Source organism: Streptomyces sp. GSL17-111 (genome assembly GCF_037911585.1).
Taxonomy (GTDB): Bacteria; Actinomycetota; Actinomycetes; order Streptomycetales; family Streptomycetaceae; genus Streptomyces.
The window spans coordinates 798,023-816,986 of the sequence record NZ_JBAJNS010000001.1 but is presented as its reverse complement, the minus strand read 5'-3'; the positions used below and the strand labels follow the sequence as shown (position 1 = coordinate 816,986).

Here is an 18,964-nt window from a genome sequence, read left to right as displayed (position 1 = left end):
GGCCCATGGGCCTGTTCCCGGGCGACGTGCCCTGGTCACTCGACCTTCGTCAGACGACCTGCGGCCAGTCGGTCGCCGAGCTCCCCTGCGAGGCCGCCGCCCAGTTCCGCAAGGCGCCCGACGAGCTCCTCAAGGGCGCGTACGTGCCGGAACGCGGAATCGTAGCGGAGCTGTTCGGAGAGCGGGATCTGGAGCACCTGAAGCCTGCGCACCTCCACCCGGGATGAGCTTGAGGCGTGTGTGCCGGCCTGCCGCCGGTTGGCCGGAGCGCGGAGACAGCCCGCCAGGAAGCCGGCGTTCAGTTGTGTCGGGTCGACACGCAGAGCGTGGAGTTGAGGGCCCAGCGCGAGTGGCGATCCTTGGTGGACCCACGCGCGGAAGGCCCTCGCCACTCCGGCGACCACGACCTCGCCGTCCTCGACCACCACCGGTGCGGCGTCGGCCGTGACCCTGGTGGTGGGGTCGGTACGCATCATGACATCGGCCACCGTCAGCAACGGCACGGTGTCTCCACCCGGTGACTCAGTGTTCGTGAGCGTGTCCTCGGGCGGTTGTTGCCCGCTCCGCAGCGTCAGTGCCCCCGCTCGCGCCAGCTCGCCCACGGTGGTGGCCGGATGGCGGCCGGAGGCATCGTCCGGCAGATCGAGGTCGGCGAGCATCGCCCCGGTCTCCGACAGCCGGGTGAGCAGCGTTCTGTACTCGGTCCAGAGCGGACCGAGTTCGGGTCCGGTCTGCTCCGCGCTCGTCGAGACGTGGCGCCCCGGGGTGAGGTCCACGTCCTCGTCCAGCAGGTCGATGATGGGAACCCTGGCGACGGTTTCCGGGACCGCCGCCTCCGGATCGTCGAGCACACCCATCGCGTTCAGTGCGTCGGTCCTCAGAGCCTCCCACGCGGGACCCGATTCCTTACCCCCCGGCCCGCCGTGCCGTGCGGCGTCCATGAGCAGCACGTCGTCGGTCGTGGGCGCATCGTCCTCCTTCGACGGCAGACGCAGCACCCAGATGTGCAGTGAGACGCTGTGCGGAGGCGCGGAGCCGCGTGGTAGCGCCATCACCGCTCGCAGCAGACCGCTCCGCAAGAGAGCGCTGCGGATCCTGCGGCCCGCCTTGCGCGCGGCCACCGCAGGGGGCAGCAACATCACGGCGGTGCCCCCGGGTCTGAGGTGGGCGAGACAGTGCTGCACCCACGCGAGCTCCGGTTCCGTGCGGGGTGGCAGCCCGTACACCCAGCGCGCGTCCGTCGCCAGTTCCTCGTAGCCCCAATCGCGTTCGTTGAAGGGTGGATTGCAGACCACGACGTCGGCGACGGCGCCCGGGTGCGGATCGCCCCGCAGGGAGTCGGCGGTGCGGATGTCCGCAGTGGCCCCGGTGTCGTCCGTCACGAAGCCCAGCCGTGCCGCCGCCAGTGCCGCGAGGGCCGCATCCCGGTCGTTACCCAGCAGTGACGTTTTCTCCCGGCTGCGGACCTGCGCCGCCGCTGCGAGAATCTGCCCGCTGCCGCATGCGGGATCGAGCACCGTCAGTGGATTTCGACTCTCGTCCGGTCGGATGGCCAGGGCGATGCGGGTCATCAGCTCGGCCAGCTGCGGGGGAGTGGTGCTGATCTGCCGCACGTGGGTGTCCAGCCACCGCCTGAGCAAGAACTCATAGGTGTCCTGAGCTCCGGAGCGTCGACCGAGCCGGACCGCCTCGGAGATCAGCTCGACGGCTTCCTCGCGCAGGTGGGGACCGCCCTTCCGGGCCCGGCCCCCGCGCATCCGCCGTCCGCTCTCAGCGATGGCCATACCCGTGTCGTCGCGGTCCCCCAGGACCTCGAACCGGGGCCACAGCAACTCACGTTCGCCGCCCGTCTTGAGCTTTTTCTGGGAACGCAGCCATTGCTCCACTTCCTCGAGCGAGAACTGCGGGCTGACGTCCGTACCGCCGATGCGATCGGGGAAAGTGCTGTGGCGGCGTCGCCAGTTGCTGACCGCCGCGCGCCCCACCCCCGCGATCCGCGCGATCTCCGCGAGGGTGACCGGTACGGGTTGGGCTGAAGTCATCGAGGTCTCCGGGCGGTGGGCGGGTGTGTCCTGATCCGGCGTGTGGGGCCGACGGCCAGAGCTGGGTGCCCTGTGGCGCGAGTCGTTGCACCTGGCAGGCTACTACGCTTATTGACTCTGTTCACAGATAGGTGAGGGGGATGTCGTGCGGGAATGCGGAGGGGAAACCGTGACGAAGATCGGGCGAGGAGCCGTGCTGGGCGGCCGATATCAACTCGAGGGGCAGCTCGGTCGGGGAGGTATGGGGCAGGTCTGGGCGGGACGTGATCTCCGTCTCCACCGGCCCGTCGCCGTCAAGATCGCCGCTGCCGAACTGCTCTCCGATCCGGACGGGCGGTCCCGGGCGCTACGCCGGTTCGAACGCGAGGCCCGCGTGGCGGCATCGCTCGAGCACGCCAACATCGCCACCGTTCACGATGCCGACGTGACCGGATCCGCCTACTGGATCGCCATGCAGCTCGTGCAGGGCGCCACCGTGGACATCGTCTTGGGTGAGCGTGATCAGGAAAGGCTGGACGTCCCCTCGGCGGCGGCGCTGATCGCTCAGCTGTGCGCCGGGTTGTCGGCCGCCCACGCCGCCGACCTGGTGCACCGCGACCTCAAACCCGAGAACGTGATGATCGGCCGGGACGGCGTCGTCAAGATCCTCGACTTCGGCCTCGTCAAACTGCTCTCCGACCTGGGATCACGGCTGACCATGACCGGCGAGTACGTGGGCAACATCCTCTACGCCTCCCCGGAACTGCTCACCGGCTCCCGCGCACTCGACGGCCGCAGCGATCTGTACGCCGTCGGTTGCCTGCTGCATCACCTGCTCACCGGCGCGCCGCCCTTCCCTCGCCAGCAGTCGGCGCGGCTGGTCGTCCAGCACCTCAAGGAATCTCCGCCGTCGGCCGCCGCCCGCGGTGTCCGGATTCCCGCTGGATTGCAGGGCCTGCTGGACGGTCTGCTCGCCAAAGAACCGGAGGACCGCCCCGCCTCGGCCGCCACGGTCTACGCGGCACTGGCGCCATATCTCCCTGCCCCCGACCCCGCCCGGGCCACGGGGACCTGCGCCCCCGAGGACCCACGCCGTCCCTTCGTGCTGCCCGCCGGGCCGGTTCCGACGTAACCCCGGACGGAAACGGTGAGCACACGCCGGGTAGTGAGAGGATTCCCCCGGTGCGGTGCCGACACGGGTGGACTGGGGACGGACTGTGACGCGCGAGATCCTTGGGCGGTACGAGCTGCGTGACCTGCTGGGTCGAGGTGGCATGGGCGAGGTCTGGGCCGCCCACGACGCCCAGCTCGACCGCCAGGTGGCTATCAAGTTCCTTGCCCCTCGGGGAGTCGGCGCCGGTCTCACCACACTCGAACAGCGCTTCCTGCGCGAAGCCAGGCTCACCGCGCGGCTTGCTCATCCGGGTGTTCCCGTCATCCACGACCTGGGCAAGCTCGACGACGGGCAGCTCTACCTCGTGATGGAGCGGGTGAACGGCCACACCCTGAAGGACATGGCCGCCCGTGAGGGGCGCCTGCCCGTCCACCACGTAGGCGATGTCCTGGCCCAAGCCGCCGACATCTTGGCGTACGCGCACCATGCGGGCGTCATCCACCGGGACCTGAAACCCTCCAACCTCATGCTCACGACCGGCGGTGGGCTCAAGGTCCTGGACTTCGGCATCGCCGCCGCGTTGCGGGCCGTCCCGGACGACCAGCAGCTCACCGCCACCCACGCCACCCCCGGAACACCGGGCTTCATGGCTCCCGAGCAGGCCGACGGCCAGGTCGTCGAAGCCAGCGATCTCTACGCACTCGGATGCGTCGCCTATGAACTGCTGTCCGGCGAGCCGCCGCTGCGGGCGGACACGCCATTGATGCTGATCCTCAAGCACCTGCGCGAACCGGTGCCCGCGCTGCGTCAGCGCTGCCCGCACGTCCCCGTTCCCGTCGCCGATCTCGTCATGGCACTGCTGGCCAAGGACGCGGCCGACCGCCCCACTCCGGCGGAGGTCCGCGACCACGCGCGCGCCTGGTCCCGGGTCCGTGGCGCCACTCCCGCACCGGTGACGACCCCCGCCGCTCCGGCTGTGCTCCCCGCGCCTCGGCCCGTTCCGAGCCCGACGAACCGTGCCGCGGCGGCCCGGCTGATCACCGAGGCCGGTGCGCTGGCGGCCCAGGGAGACCATGCCGGTGCCGCGGCGCTGCTGGAGCCCGAGACCGGGGTCCTGAGCCGTTCCACAACCGACGCCTCAGTGGTCACGCTTCGGCTCGCCTACCTGGACCACCTCCGGCTGGCCGGCGCCCCCAGCCGGGCGCTGGACGGGTTCCGTGCCCTGGACGGTGCCCTGCGTGAGCATCGCGGAGCGGAGGACCCCCAGCTGCTCTCCTGTCGTATCGGCACCGCCCAGTGCCTCGCGATGGTGGGGGACACGCCTCAGGCGTTGAGCACCTTCGATGACGTCTTGCGGGTCCACATGCGCGGCCGGGGCCCGGCCGATCGGGAGGTGCTGCGGATCCGGGAGGAGGTCGCCGTCCTGGTGGCCCGGATCGGCGATCACCGGCGGGCCCGAGCACTCTTCGCCGCTCTCCGCGATGATCTGCGCGTGCTCGGCCCCGAGCACGCGGACCGCCTGACCCGGGCGGAGCTCCTGTTGGCCCGGTTGGACCGGCTGCTCCACGATGTGGCATGACCGGGCGACGATCTTCTGTGAACTAAGTGCACATGTAGTTCATTCTGTTAGTCTGACTCGCCCCGGCCACCGGTCGGACCGAGGACAATGCCGGTGAGTCGGCACCACGACGCACCCGAGGGGAAGGCCCGGCCCACGCCATGACGGCACCAGCAGCGCAGCGCGCCACCGGCACGACCGGCAACCCGGCCGAAGAGGAACGTCCCGAAGAGGGCAGGCTCGTCGAAGTGCGCGGGCAGAGCTGGGTCGTCGCGCGTGTGCAGCCGGCTACCCCGGCCGACGGCGGGCGTCCGGCCACGCTGGTCCACCTCCAGTCCGTAGCCGACGGCCGCTTCGGCGACACCCTGTCCGTCATCTGGGAGGTTGAGCCTGGCCGCCGCGTGCTGCCCGCGGGTTCCCTCCCCGACGCCGCCACCGGCACCTACGACCCTCCCGAGCGCCTGGCAGCGTTCCTGGACGCCGTCCGCTGGTCCGCCGTCGCCTCCGCCGACGTCAAGACCCTCCAAGCACCGTTCCGCTCGGGCGTCGCCATCGAGCCCTACCAGCTCGAACCCGTCTCCCGTGCCGTCGGCGCCCCCCGCGTCAACCTGCTCCTCGCCGACGACGTCGGCCTCGGCAAGACCATCGAGGCCGGGCTCGTCGTCCAGGAGCTGCTGCTGCGCGGCCGAGCCCGCCGCGTCATGGTCGTCTGCCCCGCCGGCCTCACCCTCAAGTGGCGCGACGAGCTTCATGACAAGTTCGGCCTGGACTTCACCATCGTCGACTCCGAGCACTGCGCCCGGCTGCGCCGCACTCACGGCACCGCGGCCAACCCCTTCCGCGTTCACCCGCTGACCATCGTCTCCCTGCCCTGGCTGCGCGGCACCAAGGCCCAGCGCCTCCTCGACGAGGTGATCCCCACCGGCTCCACCCACGCCGGCGGACCCCCACACGACGAGAAGGCCGGACGCGTAAGCCGCTTCTTCGACCTGCTCGTCCTGGACGAGGCCCACCACGTCGCACCCGCCGCCCCCAAGCAGGTCTACGCGGTCGACTCGCAGCAGACCAAGCTGATCCGCCGCCTCGCGCCCCACTTCGAGCACCGGCTCTTCCTGTCGGCCACCCCGCACAACGGCTACCCCGAGTCCTACACCGCGCTGCTCGAACTCATCGACGACCAGAAGTTCGCGCGGGGCGTCGAACCCGGAAGGGAAGCCCTCGCCGACACCGTCGTCCGCCGCCTGAAATCCTCCGTCACCCACCCCGACGGCACCCCGCGCTTCCGCACGCGCACCACCCACACCGTCGAGGTCGAGTACACCGAGACCGAGCGCGAGGTGCACGGCCTGCTGTCCTCCTTCGCCGATCTACGGCGCACCAAGCTCACCCCGCGCGCCCGCGGCGGACGCCGCGCCGCCGACCTGGTGACCCTTCTGCTGAAGAAGCGCCTCTTCTCCTCACCGGCCGCCTTCCTCCACACCGTCCGCGTCTACCTCTCCCACCTGGACGACACCGGAGGCCGCGCCCGTACCGCAGCCGACGACGTCCCCGAGTGGCTGGAGGACTACACCGACACCGTCGGCGACCTCGACGACCTCGGACTCGCCGACGCCGAGGACGACGCCCTCACCCGCTCCACGAGCCTCACCCCGACCGAGGACGGTGAGGAACTCGACCTCCTGGCCCGCATGGAGAGCTGGGCCCTCACCCACGAGGCCGCCGCCGACTCCAAGGCCCAGGCTCTCATCGACCTTCTCAAGGCCGTCTGCCTCGCCTCCCCCGGCGGCCTGTGGCTCAACGAGCGCGTCGTCGTCTTCACCGAGTACCGCGACACCCAGCGGTGGCTGCTGGACCTCCTGCGCCAGGAGCGGCTCACCGACGACGGCCGCGTCGCCGTACTGCACGGCGGCCTGAGCACCGAGGAACGCGAGCACATCCGCCTCGCCTTCCAGGCCGACCCCGCCACCGAGGAAGGCAAACTCCGCATCCTCCTCGCCACCGACGCCGCCGGGGAGGGCATCGACCTCCAGAACCACTGCCACCGGCTCGTCAACTACGACATCCCCTTCAACCCCAACAAGCTCGAACAGCGCATCGGCCGCATCGACCGCTGGGGCCAGCGCGCCGACCCCGAGATCACCCACTTCATCGGCTCCGGCTGGCAGCACGCCACCCCCGGCTCCTACGAGGCCGACCTGGAGTTCCTCTCCCGCGTCGCTCGCAAGGTCGCTCGCATGGAGGCCGACCTCGGCTCCGTCAACGCCGTCCTCGCCGACGCCGTGCAGCGTCGCATGACGGGCGACACCACGCCCGTCGACGTCGAGCACGCCCGGCCCCGGCAGATCAAGGGCCGCAGGACCGGGGGCGAGGTCGCCCCCGAGCAGAACGTCACCGCCCAGGCCCGCCGCCTCGCCGAGCAGTACGACGAGACCGTCACCACCCTCGGCCTCACCCCCGCCACGATCAAGCGGGCCGTCGACACCGCCCTCGCCCTCGATCACCAGCAGCCCCTCACCGACCACCCCCACGAGGACTTCGACGGTGGCCTCTACCGCGTGCCACCCCTGTCCGGCACCTGGGAACGCGCCACCCGCGGCCTGGCCCACCGGCTGCGCCCCGACGAGCAGCGCCCCATCACCTTCGACCCCGCGATCGCGTCCGAGAGCCGCGACGACGTGGTGCTCGCCCACCTCAAACACCCCCTCGTCGCCCTCTCCACCCGTCTGCTGACGGCCGCCGTCTGGAACGCCGACACCGTCGGCCTCCACCGCGTCACCGCTGTCGTCTCCGACGATCCCGCTCTCCAGACGACCCTCGTCTCCGCCTACGCCCGCTACGTGCTCGTCGGCGCCGACGGCACCCGGCTGCACGAGGAGATCCTGCACGCCGGCGGCTGGTTCGGGGACACCGGCCGCTTCCGCCGCTGGGAATCCGTCCGCGAACAGGCCGCCACCCTCGCCCGCGCCCTCACCGAGGGTGCCGAGGCCGCAGGCCACCTGCGCGCCCAACTCGCCGCTGCCTGGCCGAAGCTCCAGCAGCCCCTCTACGACTCGTTGGCGGCCCGCGCCCGAGAACGCCGTGCGTCCCTGGAGAAGGCCCTCGGCGACCGGCGCGGGGAGGAGGAGCGCCGCATCACCGCGACCCTCGACCGCTTCGAGACCACCCTGCGAGCCAAGCTCCGCGAGGAAGGCGAGGACGAGGGCGAACAGCTCGCCCTCATCAACCCCCGCGCACTCACCGCCCACGAGCGCCGCCAGTACGAGGACGACCGTGCCCGATGGCAGCGCCGGCTCGACGGCCTGCCCACCGAACGCGACCGCGAACTCGCCGCGATCGCCGCTCGCTACCGCGACCCCGGCTCCCACCTCTTCCCGGTCGCCGTCGTCTTCGTCATCCCCGCCAAGGAGGCCCGCCGATGAGCCGCCGCAACCGGTCCACCTCACCCGGCCTCGCCGCCGCCAAGGCCAAGGCACTCGACGGCCGCGCCCAGCACCAGGAATGGCTGGACCTCACCGAGGTCTCCGGCCCTTTCCTCACCATGCCCGTCCTCCTGACGGCCTGGCCCCAGCTCGACGCCCTGGACAAGGACGCCCGCACCCGGCTGCGCGCCCATCACGCGGATTGGCAGACCGACCCGGTGGCCGGGCGCGACGCGTGGGTCGCCCACGTCCTGCGCTCCCTGCTGGAGTGGGGCGACGCCCTCGTCCTGCGGCAGGAGGACGAGGAGCCGGCGGACGGGGGCCTGGACCGCCTCGCCCTGGACGTCCCCGAGCACAACACCCGCCTCCGCCCCGACTTCGCGCTCACCGAACCGGGCACTCGCCTCGACGCCGAACCCGGCGCCGAGTCCGCCGCCAAGCGCGTCCGCCTCCTCGGCATGACGGTCCCCACCGGCACCGTCCCCACCGCGCGGGCGACCGGCGGCGGCGAGTGGTCCGCCGGCCCGGCCGACCGCCTCGCCCGCCTCCTGCGCCACCACGGCATTCCCCTCGGCCTGGTCACCGATGGCCGCTGGTGGTGCCTGGTCTGGGCCCCGGTCGGCGGCGTCACCACGACGGCCGTCTTCGACGCCATCGGCTGGAACGAGGCCGCCGAACGCAACGTCGTCCGCGCCTTCGTCTCCCTGCTGCGCCGCCGCCGCTTCTTCGAGTACGACGAACCGGAGACGCTGGTCGGCCTGCTGCGCAAGAGCCAGGAAGCGGGCGAGGACGTCACGGACGCCCTCGGGATACAGGTTCGCCAGGCCGTCGAACTGCTGGTGGACGCCATCGGCCGGGCCGACGCCCGCGCCGTCGCGGGCGGCGCACCCGGCCTCCACGCCTCCGGTGTCCCCGCCGGGGAGGTCTACCGGGGCGCCGTCGCGGTGATGATGCGCGTCGACTTTCTGCTCTTCGCGGAGGAGCGCGGACTGCTCCCCGCCGACAACGAGGTCTAAGCCACCTCCTACTCCGCCCGCTTCCTGCGCACCGAACTCAAGGCCCGCGCGGACACGGAGGGCGAGACCGCCCTGGAACACACCACCTCCGGCTGGCACCGGCTCATCGCCCTCTTCCACGCGGTGCACGGGGGAGTGGACCACCCCGAACTGCGCCTGCCCGCGTACGACGGGTCCATCTTCGACCCGCGCAAATACCCCTGGCTGGAGCAGGGCACCCCGCTGCTCGCCATCGACGACCGCACGGTGCTGCACATGCTCCAGGCCGTCCAGGAGGTCAGCGTCGGCACCGGGCGACAGCGTGAGACCCGGACGCTGAGCTTCCGCGCGCTGGACGTGGAACAGATCGGCTACGTCTACGAGGGCCTGCTGTCCTTCGACGGCGAACGGGCCGTCGAGCCCATGCTCGGCCTCATCGGCCCGGCAGGGCTGGAACACGAGGTTCCGCTGCGGGACCTGGAGTCCCTGGCGGTAGCTTCCCAGGACACCAAGACCCTCGCCCAGAAGATCCACACCCGGTACAAGGACCCCAAGCCCCCGGCGAGCGCGGCCAAGCTGGAAAAGCTGCTGAACCCGCTGAAGCCGGAGGAGGACGCCGAGGCACGGCGCCTGCTGAACGCCGCCTGCAAGGACGCGGCCCTCGTCGAACGCCTGCTGCCGTTCTTCCGCCTCATCCGCCGAGACCTGCGCGACCTTCCGGTGGTCATCGCGGCCGGCTCGCTGTACGTCACCGAGTCCCCCTTGCGGAAGAACACCGGCACGCACTACACCCCGCGCTTCCTGGCCGAGGAGGTCGTCCTGCACGCGCTGGAGCCCCTGGTGTACGAGCCGGGCCCGCTCCAGACGGCGGACACGGGGGAGTGGCGTCTGAAGTCCGCCGAGCAGGTCCTTGACCTGAAGGTCGCCGACATCGCGATGGGCTCGGCGGCGTTCCTGGTCGCCGCCTGCCGGTACCTGGGGGACCGGCTCATCGAGGCCTGGGCAGCGGAGGAGCGGGCGGAGGCCATCGCCTACCGCGCGGGTCGCGCCGTCGACGCGGTGACCGCGGCTGACGCCGAGCAGGACCCGGTCGTCATCGAGGCCCGGCGGGAGGTCATCGAGCACTGCCTGTACGGGGTGGACATCAACCCCATGGCGGTGGAGATGGCCAAGCTGTCACTGTGGCTGGTCTCCATGGACCCCGAGCGGCCGTTCACGTTCCTGGACGACCGCCTGGTGGCGGGCGACTCCCTGCTGGGCGTGTCCCGGATGGACCAGATCGAGGGCATCCACCTCAACCCGACGGGCCAGCACGACGTGCTGGGGGACCTCGCCCGTCACCGGGTGGCGGAGCTGACCCGGGAACGGCTGGCCATCACCGCGATCAAGGGCGTGGACCTGCCCGCCCTGGAGGAGAAGCGCGCCCGGCTGGCCACCGTCAACGAGCATGCGGCTCGGCTGCGGTTGGTGGGCGACCTCATCGCGGGCGCGGCCCTGGCGACGTGCGCCTCCGGCCGCGTGGAGTGGTACGAGCCGGGTGGCGGAGAACGTCTCCGCAACCTCTTCCCCCGCGCGGCCTGGATCGCCGGCCAAATCGTCGCCGAGGGCGTGGACGAGGACTCGGAGATCGTGCGCGAGGCGCGAGCGACTGCGGCGGAATGGCTGGCCAGCGAACTTCCGGAAGGCGGGATGGAGCGCCAGCCGGTGCACTGGCCGCTGGTATTCCCGGAGGTGTTCACGCAGCGAGGCGGGTTCGACGCCGTCGTGGGCAACCCGCCGTTCTTGGGTGGGCAGAAGCTCACTGGGGCAATGGGAGAAGCGTACCGGGAGTATCTGGTGGACTACGTTGCGAGCGGGAAGCGGGGGAGCGCAGACCTTGCTGCGTACTTCGAATTGCGCGCACATGGGTCGCTGAATCGAGGTGGTCAGACGGGGCTGATCGCTACGAATACCCTGGCTCAGGGCGATACGCGGGAGGTTGGTCTCGATCAACTTGACGCAGCGGGGGCAACAATCCGACGGGCAGTTAAGAGCGCTCCTTGGCCATCGAGCTCTGCTGTGTTGGAGTACTGTGCCGTGTGGTCCACCAAAGCGCCAGTTAGACAAGGGGCAAATTTCGTACTGAGTGACATCATCGTCTCGAATGGGATTTCGACTTCCTTGAATCCTGCGACGCGAGAGGCGTCGTGGGTGGAATCCTTGGATCGGAACAGCGGAGCCTCGTTTATTGGGTCATACGTTCTGGGGATGGGATTCACACTGGACAAAGCTGTGGCTCGTGCATGGATTGCCGAGGACGAGCGGTATGCCGAGGTGCTGTACCCGTACGTGAACGGTGAAGATCTGAACCAAAGCCCTACACATAGTAGTGACCGGTGGGTGATCGATTTTCAGACTTGGCCTCTGGAGCGTGCGCAGGAGTACGAGAAGGCTATTGCGCAAGTTGAACGTGACGTCCGCCCCGAGCGCGAGACAAACAAGGACAAGCGGCGACGTGAGATTTGGTGGCAGTTCACTCGACCTGCTATGGACATGCGTGGCGCCATTGCGCGGCGTGAGCAATGCATCGTCATCACGCGCGTCAGTAAAGTTGTCATGCCTGTTATGGTTCCGACAGGGCAGGTCTTCAGTGAGGCAACTGTTGTATTCGCCTCCGACGATCCTGCTCTCTTGGCAGCGCTCTCCAGTGCACCCCACTACTGGTGGGCCATTGACCGGGCTTCAACCATGAAGGGTGATCTTCGCTACACCCCCACGGACGTCTTCGAAACTCTTGTCCGCCCCCCGCTCACAAGCGAGCTTCGCACCGCAGGTACCCAACTCGACAACTATCGCCGCGAGTTGATGATCCGCCGCAACGTCGGTCTGACTGCCACCTACAATCTCGTGCACGACCGGGCTTGCCAGGACGACGACATCGCGGAACTCCGGCGTATTCACGTCGAGATCGACCGTGCGACGGTTGCTGCCTACGGTTGGCACGATCTCTTGGACGAGACAGGCGAGACCCCGCCTGCCGATCCCACGCACGAGACTCATCCCCTCGACCACGGGTTCCACGAGACCGACCAGGGGACGCGCTACACCATCGGCTTGCTCGCCCGTACCGAAATCATCGACCGGCTGCGTCAGCTCAATCACCAGGCATACGCAGACGAGGTGTTCCTGGGCCTGCACAAGAAGCCCAAGAAGCACCCCGACATGCCCCCGCCCTCGGCTGAGGCCCGCCGTCGGAAAGCTGAGGGGAGTGGCCGTAGCGCGACCACTCCCTCCGGCTTCGACGACGGACTCTTCCCACCCGACGACGCCTTGTTCTGACCGCACAGCGCCGCACGGGGGCCGGTGGCCCGCCGCTTCCGGTGGGCCGCTTGCCTCTACTCCTCGTGCTCGCTGCGTTGGTGTCGGCGCATGCGCACATTTGCATCCGACACAGCCGATCCGTCGCCCATCGCGTAGGCCCGTTCCCGGCAGCGGGCCAGATGTGCGCAGGTGATACAGCCGCTCACCGGCTCGGGCCGGTCCGCGTTCTGGTCCTGTAGGTGTGGAATCAGCATCCGTTGTGCTCCCCCGATGCGGTCCTGGCTCCAGCGGCCGCCATCCGGGCAACCGTGTCGGCGGCCTTCGCCAAGAGCCGTAGGGAGTGTGCGGGGTCGGGGTCGGTCCCGCCGTCGGCACGGGCCAGGGCAACGGCTTTCCGCACAATCGCGGCGTGCCGTTCCTGCTCCGTCGCCCCCGGGTGACCGGCACTCCAGGCAAGGGCGGCAGGCGCCAGCGCGTGCACGTACGTGCAGAGTCGACGCCGCAACGTGTCGATCAGTTCGCCGTGCGCTCGGCCGAAGTGGGCGAGAAGAAGGGCCAGCGATGCGTCACTGTGCACTTCGGCCACGGGGAAGGGTGGCTGCGTTCGAGGTTGGACGGGGTTCATGGATCTCCCGGTTTTTCGAACTGACTTCTGGATTCGCGTGGGATTCAGGAGAAGTGAGCGCGCTCAGAACGGACGCCACTGGCTGTCTGCCAGTTGGTCGGGCATCCGAGAAAATCATGCACCTTTGAATCGGAGTCTCGCAATATTGCGAGCTCAACTCCCAAAGAAAGAAAACTAGTTCGATGGACTTGCGGACCCTATTCGAGGCAGAATTCACCCACCAGGGCGCCAGAGACGCCCGGTTGAGCCGTCTCAGCACCCGAACCGCCGCACTCGATACCCGCAAAGGACTCAGCGCTCATGCCGACCGTGAAGCCTGTTGCCACCCTGCGCCGACGGCGCCTTGGAGGACATCTGCGTGACCTTCGAAACCAGTCCGGGTACACGCTGGAAGCAGCGGCAGCGCTCGTCGGCTGGGATGCCACCAAGCTGTCGAGAATCGAGAACGCCAAGGCGCACATCAAGCCGAACGAGGTCGCACCGCTCGTCAGCGCCTACGGGGTCGAGGACCAGCAGGTGATCGGAGCCCTGGAGGGGCTGGCCAAGGACGCGGGGAAGCGTGGCTGGTGGCAGACCTACGGGAGCGTGGTCGCACACGGCTATCGGGACTACATCGCGCAGGAGGAGGACGCCGAGTCCACGCACATCTACTCGCCCAACCTCGTCCCTGGGCTGCTCCAGACCGGCGCCTACGCGCGAGAGGCCATCGCGGCGACTGCGATCACTCGGACTCCCGAGGAGGTGCACGCGCTTGCGGAGGTCCGTAAGACGCGCCAGGCCGTGCTCACCCGTCCGCAACGCTCGCTGACCTTGTGGGCCGTGATCCATGAAGCCGCCCTGTACCACCGGTCGGCGTCACATCCGTCGATGATGCGAGAGCAGCTCCGGCACTTGCTCGACATGACGGAGGTGCCCAGCATCACCATTCAGGTCATGCCACTCAGTGCTACCGCGCACCCTGGGATGATGGGCTTGTTCGAGGTTGTTCGCTTTCCGCAGCCGTGGCCGACCGTAGCGTTCCTGGAGAACCTGCGGGGTGGCCAGTTCGTGGAAGCTGACGACGACGTGAAGGTCTTCGAGATGGCGTTCGAGCGGGTTGTCGCCGCAGCGCTGCCCGTGGACGACTCACGGGAGAAGATCAGGAAGATCATGGAAGGAAGCATGCTGTGAATCACAACCGCGACGTGCACGCCGTCAGTCTGAGCGCGGCAGCCTGGCGCAAGTCGTCCTACAGCGCAAACGGCGGCGAGTGCGTCGAGGTCGCCGACCTGCCCGGCGGGCTCGCCGTGCGGGACTCCAAGGACGTCGTCGTTCCCGGCTTTCGGACCAGGGCGGATGCCTGGAACGCCTTCGTCCAGGCCGTCAGCGCCAACCGGCTCTGAGCCGTGTCCGTGTCGCCGCCCCGTCCCCGTGCCGGGGAGGCGACACGGGTGCTGCGCCGTACCTCGGTTGGGGGCTGCTGTCAGGGGTGCGCGGCTTGAGCGGCGGACGACCGCCGTCTGAGGGTTGAGCGCCCACAGATCCTCGGTATGCCGTGTCAGCGTCGCGCCGGGTTCGCTGATGCGCGGCATCTCCACGTCACCACGTTGGACATGCGGTTTTGCCGGGCGGGGCACAGGGGGGTCGACGAACCCTTTGCAGGAGGCCGCCAGGGCACCCTTGTGGTGTTCCCGCAGCGTCTGTGGCCGGGCTTCGCTACGACGAAGCCTCTTCGTCGGCAGCGGGTTGCAGCCAGTCGCTGTCGGGGCGAGCCAGCAGCCGAGCGTTGTTGTATGCCATGGCGGTCGTGAGAACTGTGTGGCCACGATAGAACTCTCCTTGTCGGGAGACCACCAGCGCGAGGTCCACCATGCCGGCCTCGAGGAGCGACAGCGGGAGCAGGAGCTGAACCGTGTCCTGCGCCGGATACCAGGTGGGTACGGCTGCCTTGTAGTTGCGGCGGACTCGGCCCACTGCTCCGTCGACGGCGCCTTTCAGGGCCATACGTGCAAGGTGGGGGTTGGCCTGGAGCGTTGCGGGAAACCGGGCAAGGTTGCCCTGATCGTCCAGGATGTGGTCCACGCTGACAACGACTTCTCGACGCCAGTCGTAGACGTAGTCCGCCGGGTTCTCGGTGTAGGTCACGAAGTCGGGGCGGAGCGAGGGTGGGAAATGGTCCATGAAGTCACGCTTGCTCTCCAGACACCAGTCAACGAAGACCCACGGCTGGCTGTCGGACCGGTCGTTGCGACGGAAGAGCCCGTAGATGGTCTCCTGTCGCGCAGCTGCCAGTCCTGTATTGAAGGCGGAGTAGGACGCGTCGCTGCTCGTCGAGATCTTGCCCTGCTGGTGAGCGCGCTCGAACGTCCATCGGACGTAATTGCGAAGGATGCGGTTGCCGCCGGGCGAGTCCCCCTCCCTCCCGTCCCAGTTCTCGCGCTCCGCGATGTCGGCCAAGCGGTCGAAGAGGTCGGGATCACCAGTGCCCTCACGAAGATTGGCACTCGATCGAACTCTCCCCATGTGTGCGTATTCGTAGAGCGCGTTACCAGACTGACCAGACAGATGGGGTGATCGCACCGGGGCTGTGTGCGACGTTGGAGGCGTCGCGCCACCGAAGTGCTGCTTCAGACGAGCAAGGTCTGTTGGTGACGCCGAGGGGCGGTTCTCGCTGATCACAGGAACTCTCTTAAGGTCGCATGCCGGAGGTGTCCGACACTATTTTCAGGTAACTGAAGGTCGTCGGGTAGGTTCGTGAGATGCTGTTGGCGACCGTCTCCGACACCTTCGCCGAGGACATCGGCACTGGTATGGGCTACGGCGCCAGCGAGACCTCGGTCGCCTCCGAGTCGGTGTTCGCCAGCAGCCCGGCGCGGCGCCGGGGCAGGCGCGAGACGCTCAAGTCCTTCGTGCGGTGCCACGCATTCCGTTGATACCTCTGGGCCGCCCCGAAGTCGGCGTCCGTGCCCGAACGGCTCGTGCGGTTCGTTGGGCCGCAGGTGTCCAGTGCTGCCTTGCACGGGGCCGTGGCATCGGTAGAGGTCCATCGGCGGCCGACGTCGCATGGGCGTAAGCGTTGATCGGGTCGGCGGTGTTTGCCCATGCGCCCTGCACTTGTATGGCGGTGGGCAATACCTGCACCCGCAAGGGCTACTGCCCAGGCCGTGGTGGGTATGTTCGCATACCCACTTGTACTCGTCGTCCTCCCCCGGAGCGTAGCGGCCTTCGCCGTCGAGAAGGTCGTTCACCTCGTCCACGCGGTTCGGTGGGGTTCGCTCGTCCAGCATGGCCCGCCAGGCGTGCCGAGCAAGGTGTGCCCGGAACCCAGCTCCCGCCGCCCGTGTGGTGTCAGCCCCGCCGCGCCAGGTCCAGGGCCGCCGTGTGGACGAACCACTCCAGCACCGCGCTGATCTCCTCACCGTGCTCGGCGAAGACGTGCAGGGAAAAGGACGGGCGCAGCTCCAGCTTGGCCTCGGCCAGCTCGATGCCGTCGATCTCGTTCAGCCGCCGCAGCAGTTCGCGTCGCTGCTCGGTGTCGTCGAAGGGGCTGCGCGTCTTCAAGGCCTGGAAGACGACCTCGGCCGTGCCGGAGACCGGGTAGAGCGCCAGCGGCCACAGGTCGTGCGGCTGGCGCGCGGTGCCGGCGTCCAGGACGGGGAAGCAACTCGTCTCCTCGTGGCGGCCGTAGTTGAGGTAGCCACCCTGGCGCCGCCAGAAGTCCAGTGCGGTTAGGACGCCGTCCACCGCGTCGGGGTGGTGCTCCTTCAGCTGGGCCTCGAAGCGTCGCGCGGCCTCGGCGTTCTCCGCCTCCGGCAGCGGGTCGTGCACGGTCTCCTGCTGGACGTCCTTGCCCAGCAGCGTCGCCAGGTCTGCGGCGTCGAGACGGTGGGAACGGTCGGCGCGACCGGTGGAGTTGAAGGAGACGCCTTCGCTCTCCAGGATCTGCTGGGGCGGGTCCGTGCGCCCGCCTTCGGGCCACCGGAAGCCCGGTGAGACCTTGCCGTCGGAGGTGAGCACACGGTAAGCCCCGAGGACTCCCGGGGTGTTGGCCAGGTAGTTGCCGACCACCAGCGGGTGGCGGCCGATGAGCTCGGCGATGTCCCCGTACGTCGTCCAGGTGCCGCTGGGCATCGCGACCAGCGCGGCCCGCAGGTCGGCCCAGTCCGGAGACTCCTCGGTGACGGAGGCGACGGCACCGATCGGGCCCGGCCACAGGCGGACGGCGCGCTCGGTGAGCCGGCCGGCCCGCTCCAGGATCTCCTTCTTGCCCCAGCGGTCCCCGGAGGCCGCGATCTCCTGGTTCATGTGCAGGGCGCTGGAGTCGAGGATCGCCTGCTTGCGGCGGAACGGGTGGTTGGAGAGCTTGGAGTTCTCCCCGCTGAGCGTGAGGTTGCCCAGGGTGTGCACCAGCAGGTCGTACAGCTCCTGGGGGGTCTGCCCGTCCTCCGTCTCTTCGGCGAGAAGTTCGAACCACGCCTGGGCCGGGCGCTGCGGCAGGATGTGCTCCAGGGTGAGGGACGCCTGGGTGAAGTCCACCGGTTCGGCGGAGGCGTAACTCTCCTCCAGGCGCCGCAGGATGTAGGTCCGCTGGATGGGCCGCCCGCTCCAGTAGAACGGCTTGGAGGCGATCGCCTCGCGCAGCTCCTCGTCGCTCGGCCACCGGCGGCGTCGGCCGGAGAGGAAGCGCCGCACCGCCTCGGCGGGGGAGCGGTCCTGCTCCAGGCCCCTCGGCGCTTCCATGAAGATGCGGTTCAGGCCGGTCGTCGGCGTCTGACAGATCAGTCGGCGCACCAGGTACGACTCGACGTAGCCGAGGGCCTCCGCCACCTCTTCGGGGGTGGTGCTGCCGGCGTCGATGAGGTTCAGCAGGTGCAGCGCGAGCGGGTAGTGGGTCTGGCCGCCCCAGGCGGCGAGCCGCTCCAGGGCGGTCCGCAGCGGCGCGGACGGCTCGCGGTGCGGTTCCAGGATGCGCAGGAGCCGCTGGCCGCGTTCGGCGAGCTGGGCGATTTCCTGCTGGAGTGCCGCCTCGTCCTTGGCCAGGGGCTCCAACCGCTTCTGCTGCTCCCGGTAGATGTCCCCCTGCTTGGCCCGCTCGTTGCCCCTGACCACCAGGTCCAGCCAGACCAGCAGCTCCAGGTTCTTCGGTCCGAGCTGCTGCTGCATCGGCAACCACAGCTCGTGGTAGACGCGTTCCCCGCGCTGGGGCAGCAGCATGAAGAGGTAGTTGCGCAGCAGGTCGCTCTGGCTGAGACCGACGCCCGTGTTGTTGATCGACTCGAAGATCCGGTAGACGTTGTCGCCCCGCTCGGCGGTGATCTCGACGATGGAGAGCAGGTCCTTCAGTACGGTCTCCACGGCGCCGGACCACGTCTCGTCCCGCTCGGTCGCCCCTTCGGCGAGGACACCGCGGAAATACCGGTAGGCGGCGCCGATGTTGTCCGCGCCGCCGGCCAGGGGGGTGGCCTCGACGCACGCGGTGTAGGCGTCCCGGTCCGCCTGCGTGGGCAGCAGACGGTAGTGGTCGTACCCCTCGTGGAACTCGTTGACCAGCAGCTGCCGGTGCACCCGGTCCACGGCGCGGTCGTCGCCCGCTTCCTTGAGGTGGTCCCGAAGGGCGGTGACCAGGAGCATCAGCGTGGTCAGGCGCTGCTGGCCGTCCACGACCAGCCAGCGCTGCACGCCCCCGGCCTGGAGGCGGCCGGGCGCCAGGACGACGGAGCCGAGGAAGTGGGGTGCGGGCGACTGGCCGGAGAGCTGCTGCTCGACCAGCTCGGTGATGTCGTCCCACAGCCGTTGCAACTGCTCGCGACCCCAGCTGTAGGTGCGCTGGTACAGCGGCACCTGGAACTGCTTCTCGCCTTGGACGAGCTTGAGGAAGGTGATTTCCTGGGCGCGCATGGGTCTCCCCCCGAATTCTCACGTGAGCGCTCGCGTCGCGATGGTGGCGCTGGGG

11 protein-coding genes are annotated in these 18,964 nt (G+C 69.2%); 8 read left to right on the top strand and 3 right to left on the bottom strand.

Features of this window, described 5'->3' with window-relative positions:
- Nucleotides 1-35 precede the first annotated feature (35 nt).
- Nucleotides 36-2,042: an N-6 DNA methylase gene (locus V6D49_RS03405; RefSeq protein WP_340556978.1), complete on the bottom strand. Its 2,007-nt coding sequence runs from the start codon at nucleotides 2,040-2,042 to the stop codon at nucleotides 36-38.
- Nucleotides 2,043-2,211: 169 nt separating this feature from the next.
- Here V6D49_RS03405 and V6D49_RS03400 point away from each other — a divergent pair, with 169 nt between their 5' ends.
- The 7 genes from V6D49_RS03400 to V6D49_RS03370 all read left to right on the top strand — a co-directional run bounded on the left by V6D49_RS03400 (nucleotide 2,212) and on the right by V6D49_RS03370 (nucleotide 14,414).
- Nucleotides 2,212-3,153 (top strand): serine/threonine-protein kinase, encoded by a 942-nt coding sequence (locus V6D49_RS03400; protein WP_340556976.1) that lies wholly within the window; start codon nucleotides 2,212-2,214, stop codon nucleotides 3,151-3,153.
- A gap of 85 nt (nucleotides 3,154-3,238) precedes the next feature.
- A complete protein-coding gene (locus tag V6D49_RS03395) occupies nucleotides 3,239-4,714 on the top strand; it encodes a serine/threonine-protein kinase (protein ID WP_340556974.1) in 1,476 nt (491 codons plus the stop codon).
- Nucleotides 4,715-4,854: 140 nt separating this feature from the next.
- Nucleotides 4,855-8,112, top strand: a complete 3,258-nt coding sequence (gene drmD / locus V6D49_RS03390) for a DISARM system SNF2-like helicase DrmD (RefSeq protein ID WP_340556972.1) — start codon at nucleotides 4,855-4,857, stop codon at nucleotides 8,110-8,112.
- A complete protein-coding gene (locus V6D49_RS03385; RefSeq protein ID WP_340556971.1) occupies nucleotides 8,109-9,128 on the top strand; it encodes a hypothetical protein in 1,020 nt (339 codons plus the stop codon). Before drmD ends, V6D49_RS03385 begins: the two co-directional genes overlap by 4 nt.
- 135 nt (nucleotides 9,129-9,263) lie before the next feature.
- Nucleotides 9,264-12,425, top strand: a complete 3,162-nt coding sequence (locus V6D49_RS03380; protein WP_340556969.1) for an Eco57I restriction-modification methylase domain-containing protein — start codon at nucleotides 9,264-9,266, stop codon at nucleotides 12,423-12,425.
- Nucleotides 12,426-13,332: 907 nt separating this feature from the next.
- Nucleotides 13,333-14,202, top strand: coding sequence for a helix-turn-helix domain-containing protein (locus V6D49_RS03375; protein WP_340556967.1), 870 nt, complete (start codon nucleotides 13,333-13,335; stop codon nucleotides 14,200-14,202).
- Nucleotides 14,199-14,414 carry a DUF397 domain-containing protein gene (locus tag V6D49_RS03370; protein WP_340556965.1) on the top strand — a complete coding sequence of 72 codons (216 nt, stop codon included), beginning with the start codon at nucleotides 14,199-14,201 and terminating at the stop codon, nucleotides 14,412-14,414. The genes V6D49_RS03375 and V6D49_RS03370 overlap by 4 nt, the downstream gene beginning before the upstream one ends.
- 313 nt (nucleotides 14,415-14,727) lie before the next feature.
- Here the strand turns inward: V6D49_RS03370 and V6D49_RS03365 are convergent, their stop codons facing one another.
- Nucleotides 14,728-15,690 carry a DUF3825 domain-containing protein gene (locus V6D49_RS03365; RefSeq protein WP_340556964.1) on the bottom strand — a complete coding sequence of 321 codons (963 nt, stop codon included), beginning with the start codon at nucleotides 15,688-15,690 and terminating at the stop codon, nucleotides 14,728-14,730.
- A gap of 80 nt (nucleotides 15,691-15,770) precedes the next feature.
- Between V6D49_RS03365 and V6D49_RS03360 the strand changes: the two genes are divergently transcribed.
- Nucleotides 15,771-15,944, top strand: coding sequence for a hypothetical protein (locus V6D49_RS03360; RefSeq protein ID WP_340556962.1), 174 nt, complete (start codon nucleotides 15,771-15,773; stop codon nucleotides 15,942-15,944).
- A 415-nt stretch (nucleotides 15,945-16,359) separates the two neighbouring features.
- Here the strand turns inward: V6D49_RS03360 and V6D49_RS03355 are convergent, their stop codons facing one another.
- A complete protein-coding gene (locus V6D49_RS03355) occupies nucleotides 16,360-18,909 on the bottom strand; it encodes a GmrSD restriction endonuclease domain-containing protein (protein WP_340556960.1) in 2,550 nt (849 codons plus the stop codon).
- Nucleotides 18,910-18,964 lie beyond the last annotated feature (55 nt).

Coding starts and splice junctions, on each gene's coding strand:
- V6D49_RS03405 (WP_340556978.1), bottom strand. CDS start 2,042: ATGACTTCAGCCCAACCCGTACCGGTCACCCTCGCGGAGATCGCGCGG.
- drmD (WP_340556972.1), top strand. CDS start 4,855: ATGACGGCACCAGCAGCGCAGCGCGCCACCGGCACGACCGGCAACCCG.
- V6D49_RS03385 (WP_340556971.1), top strand. CDS start 8,109: ATGAGCCGCCGCAACCGGTCCACCTCACCCGGCCTCGCCGCCGCCAAG.
- V6D49_RS03375 (WP_340556967.1), top strand. CDS start 13,333: ATGCCGACCGTGAAGCCTGTTGCCACCCTGCGCCGACGGCGCCTTGGA.
- V6D49_RS03360 (WP_340556962.1), top strand. CDS start 15,771: ATGCTGTTGGCGACCGTCTCCGACACCTTCGCCGAGGACATCGGCACT.
- V6D49_RS03355 (WP_340556960.1), bottom strand. CDS start 18,909: ATGCGCGCCCAGGAAATCACCTTCCTCAAGCTCGTCCAAGGCGAGAAG.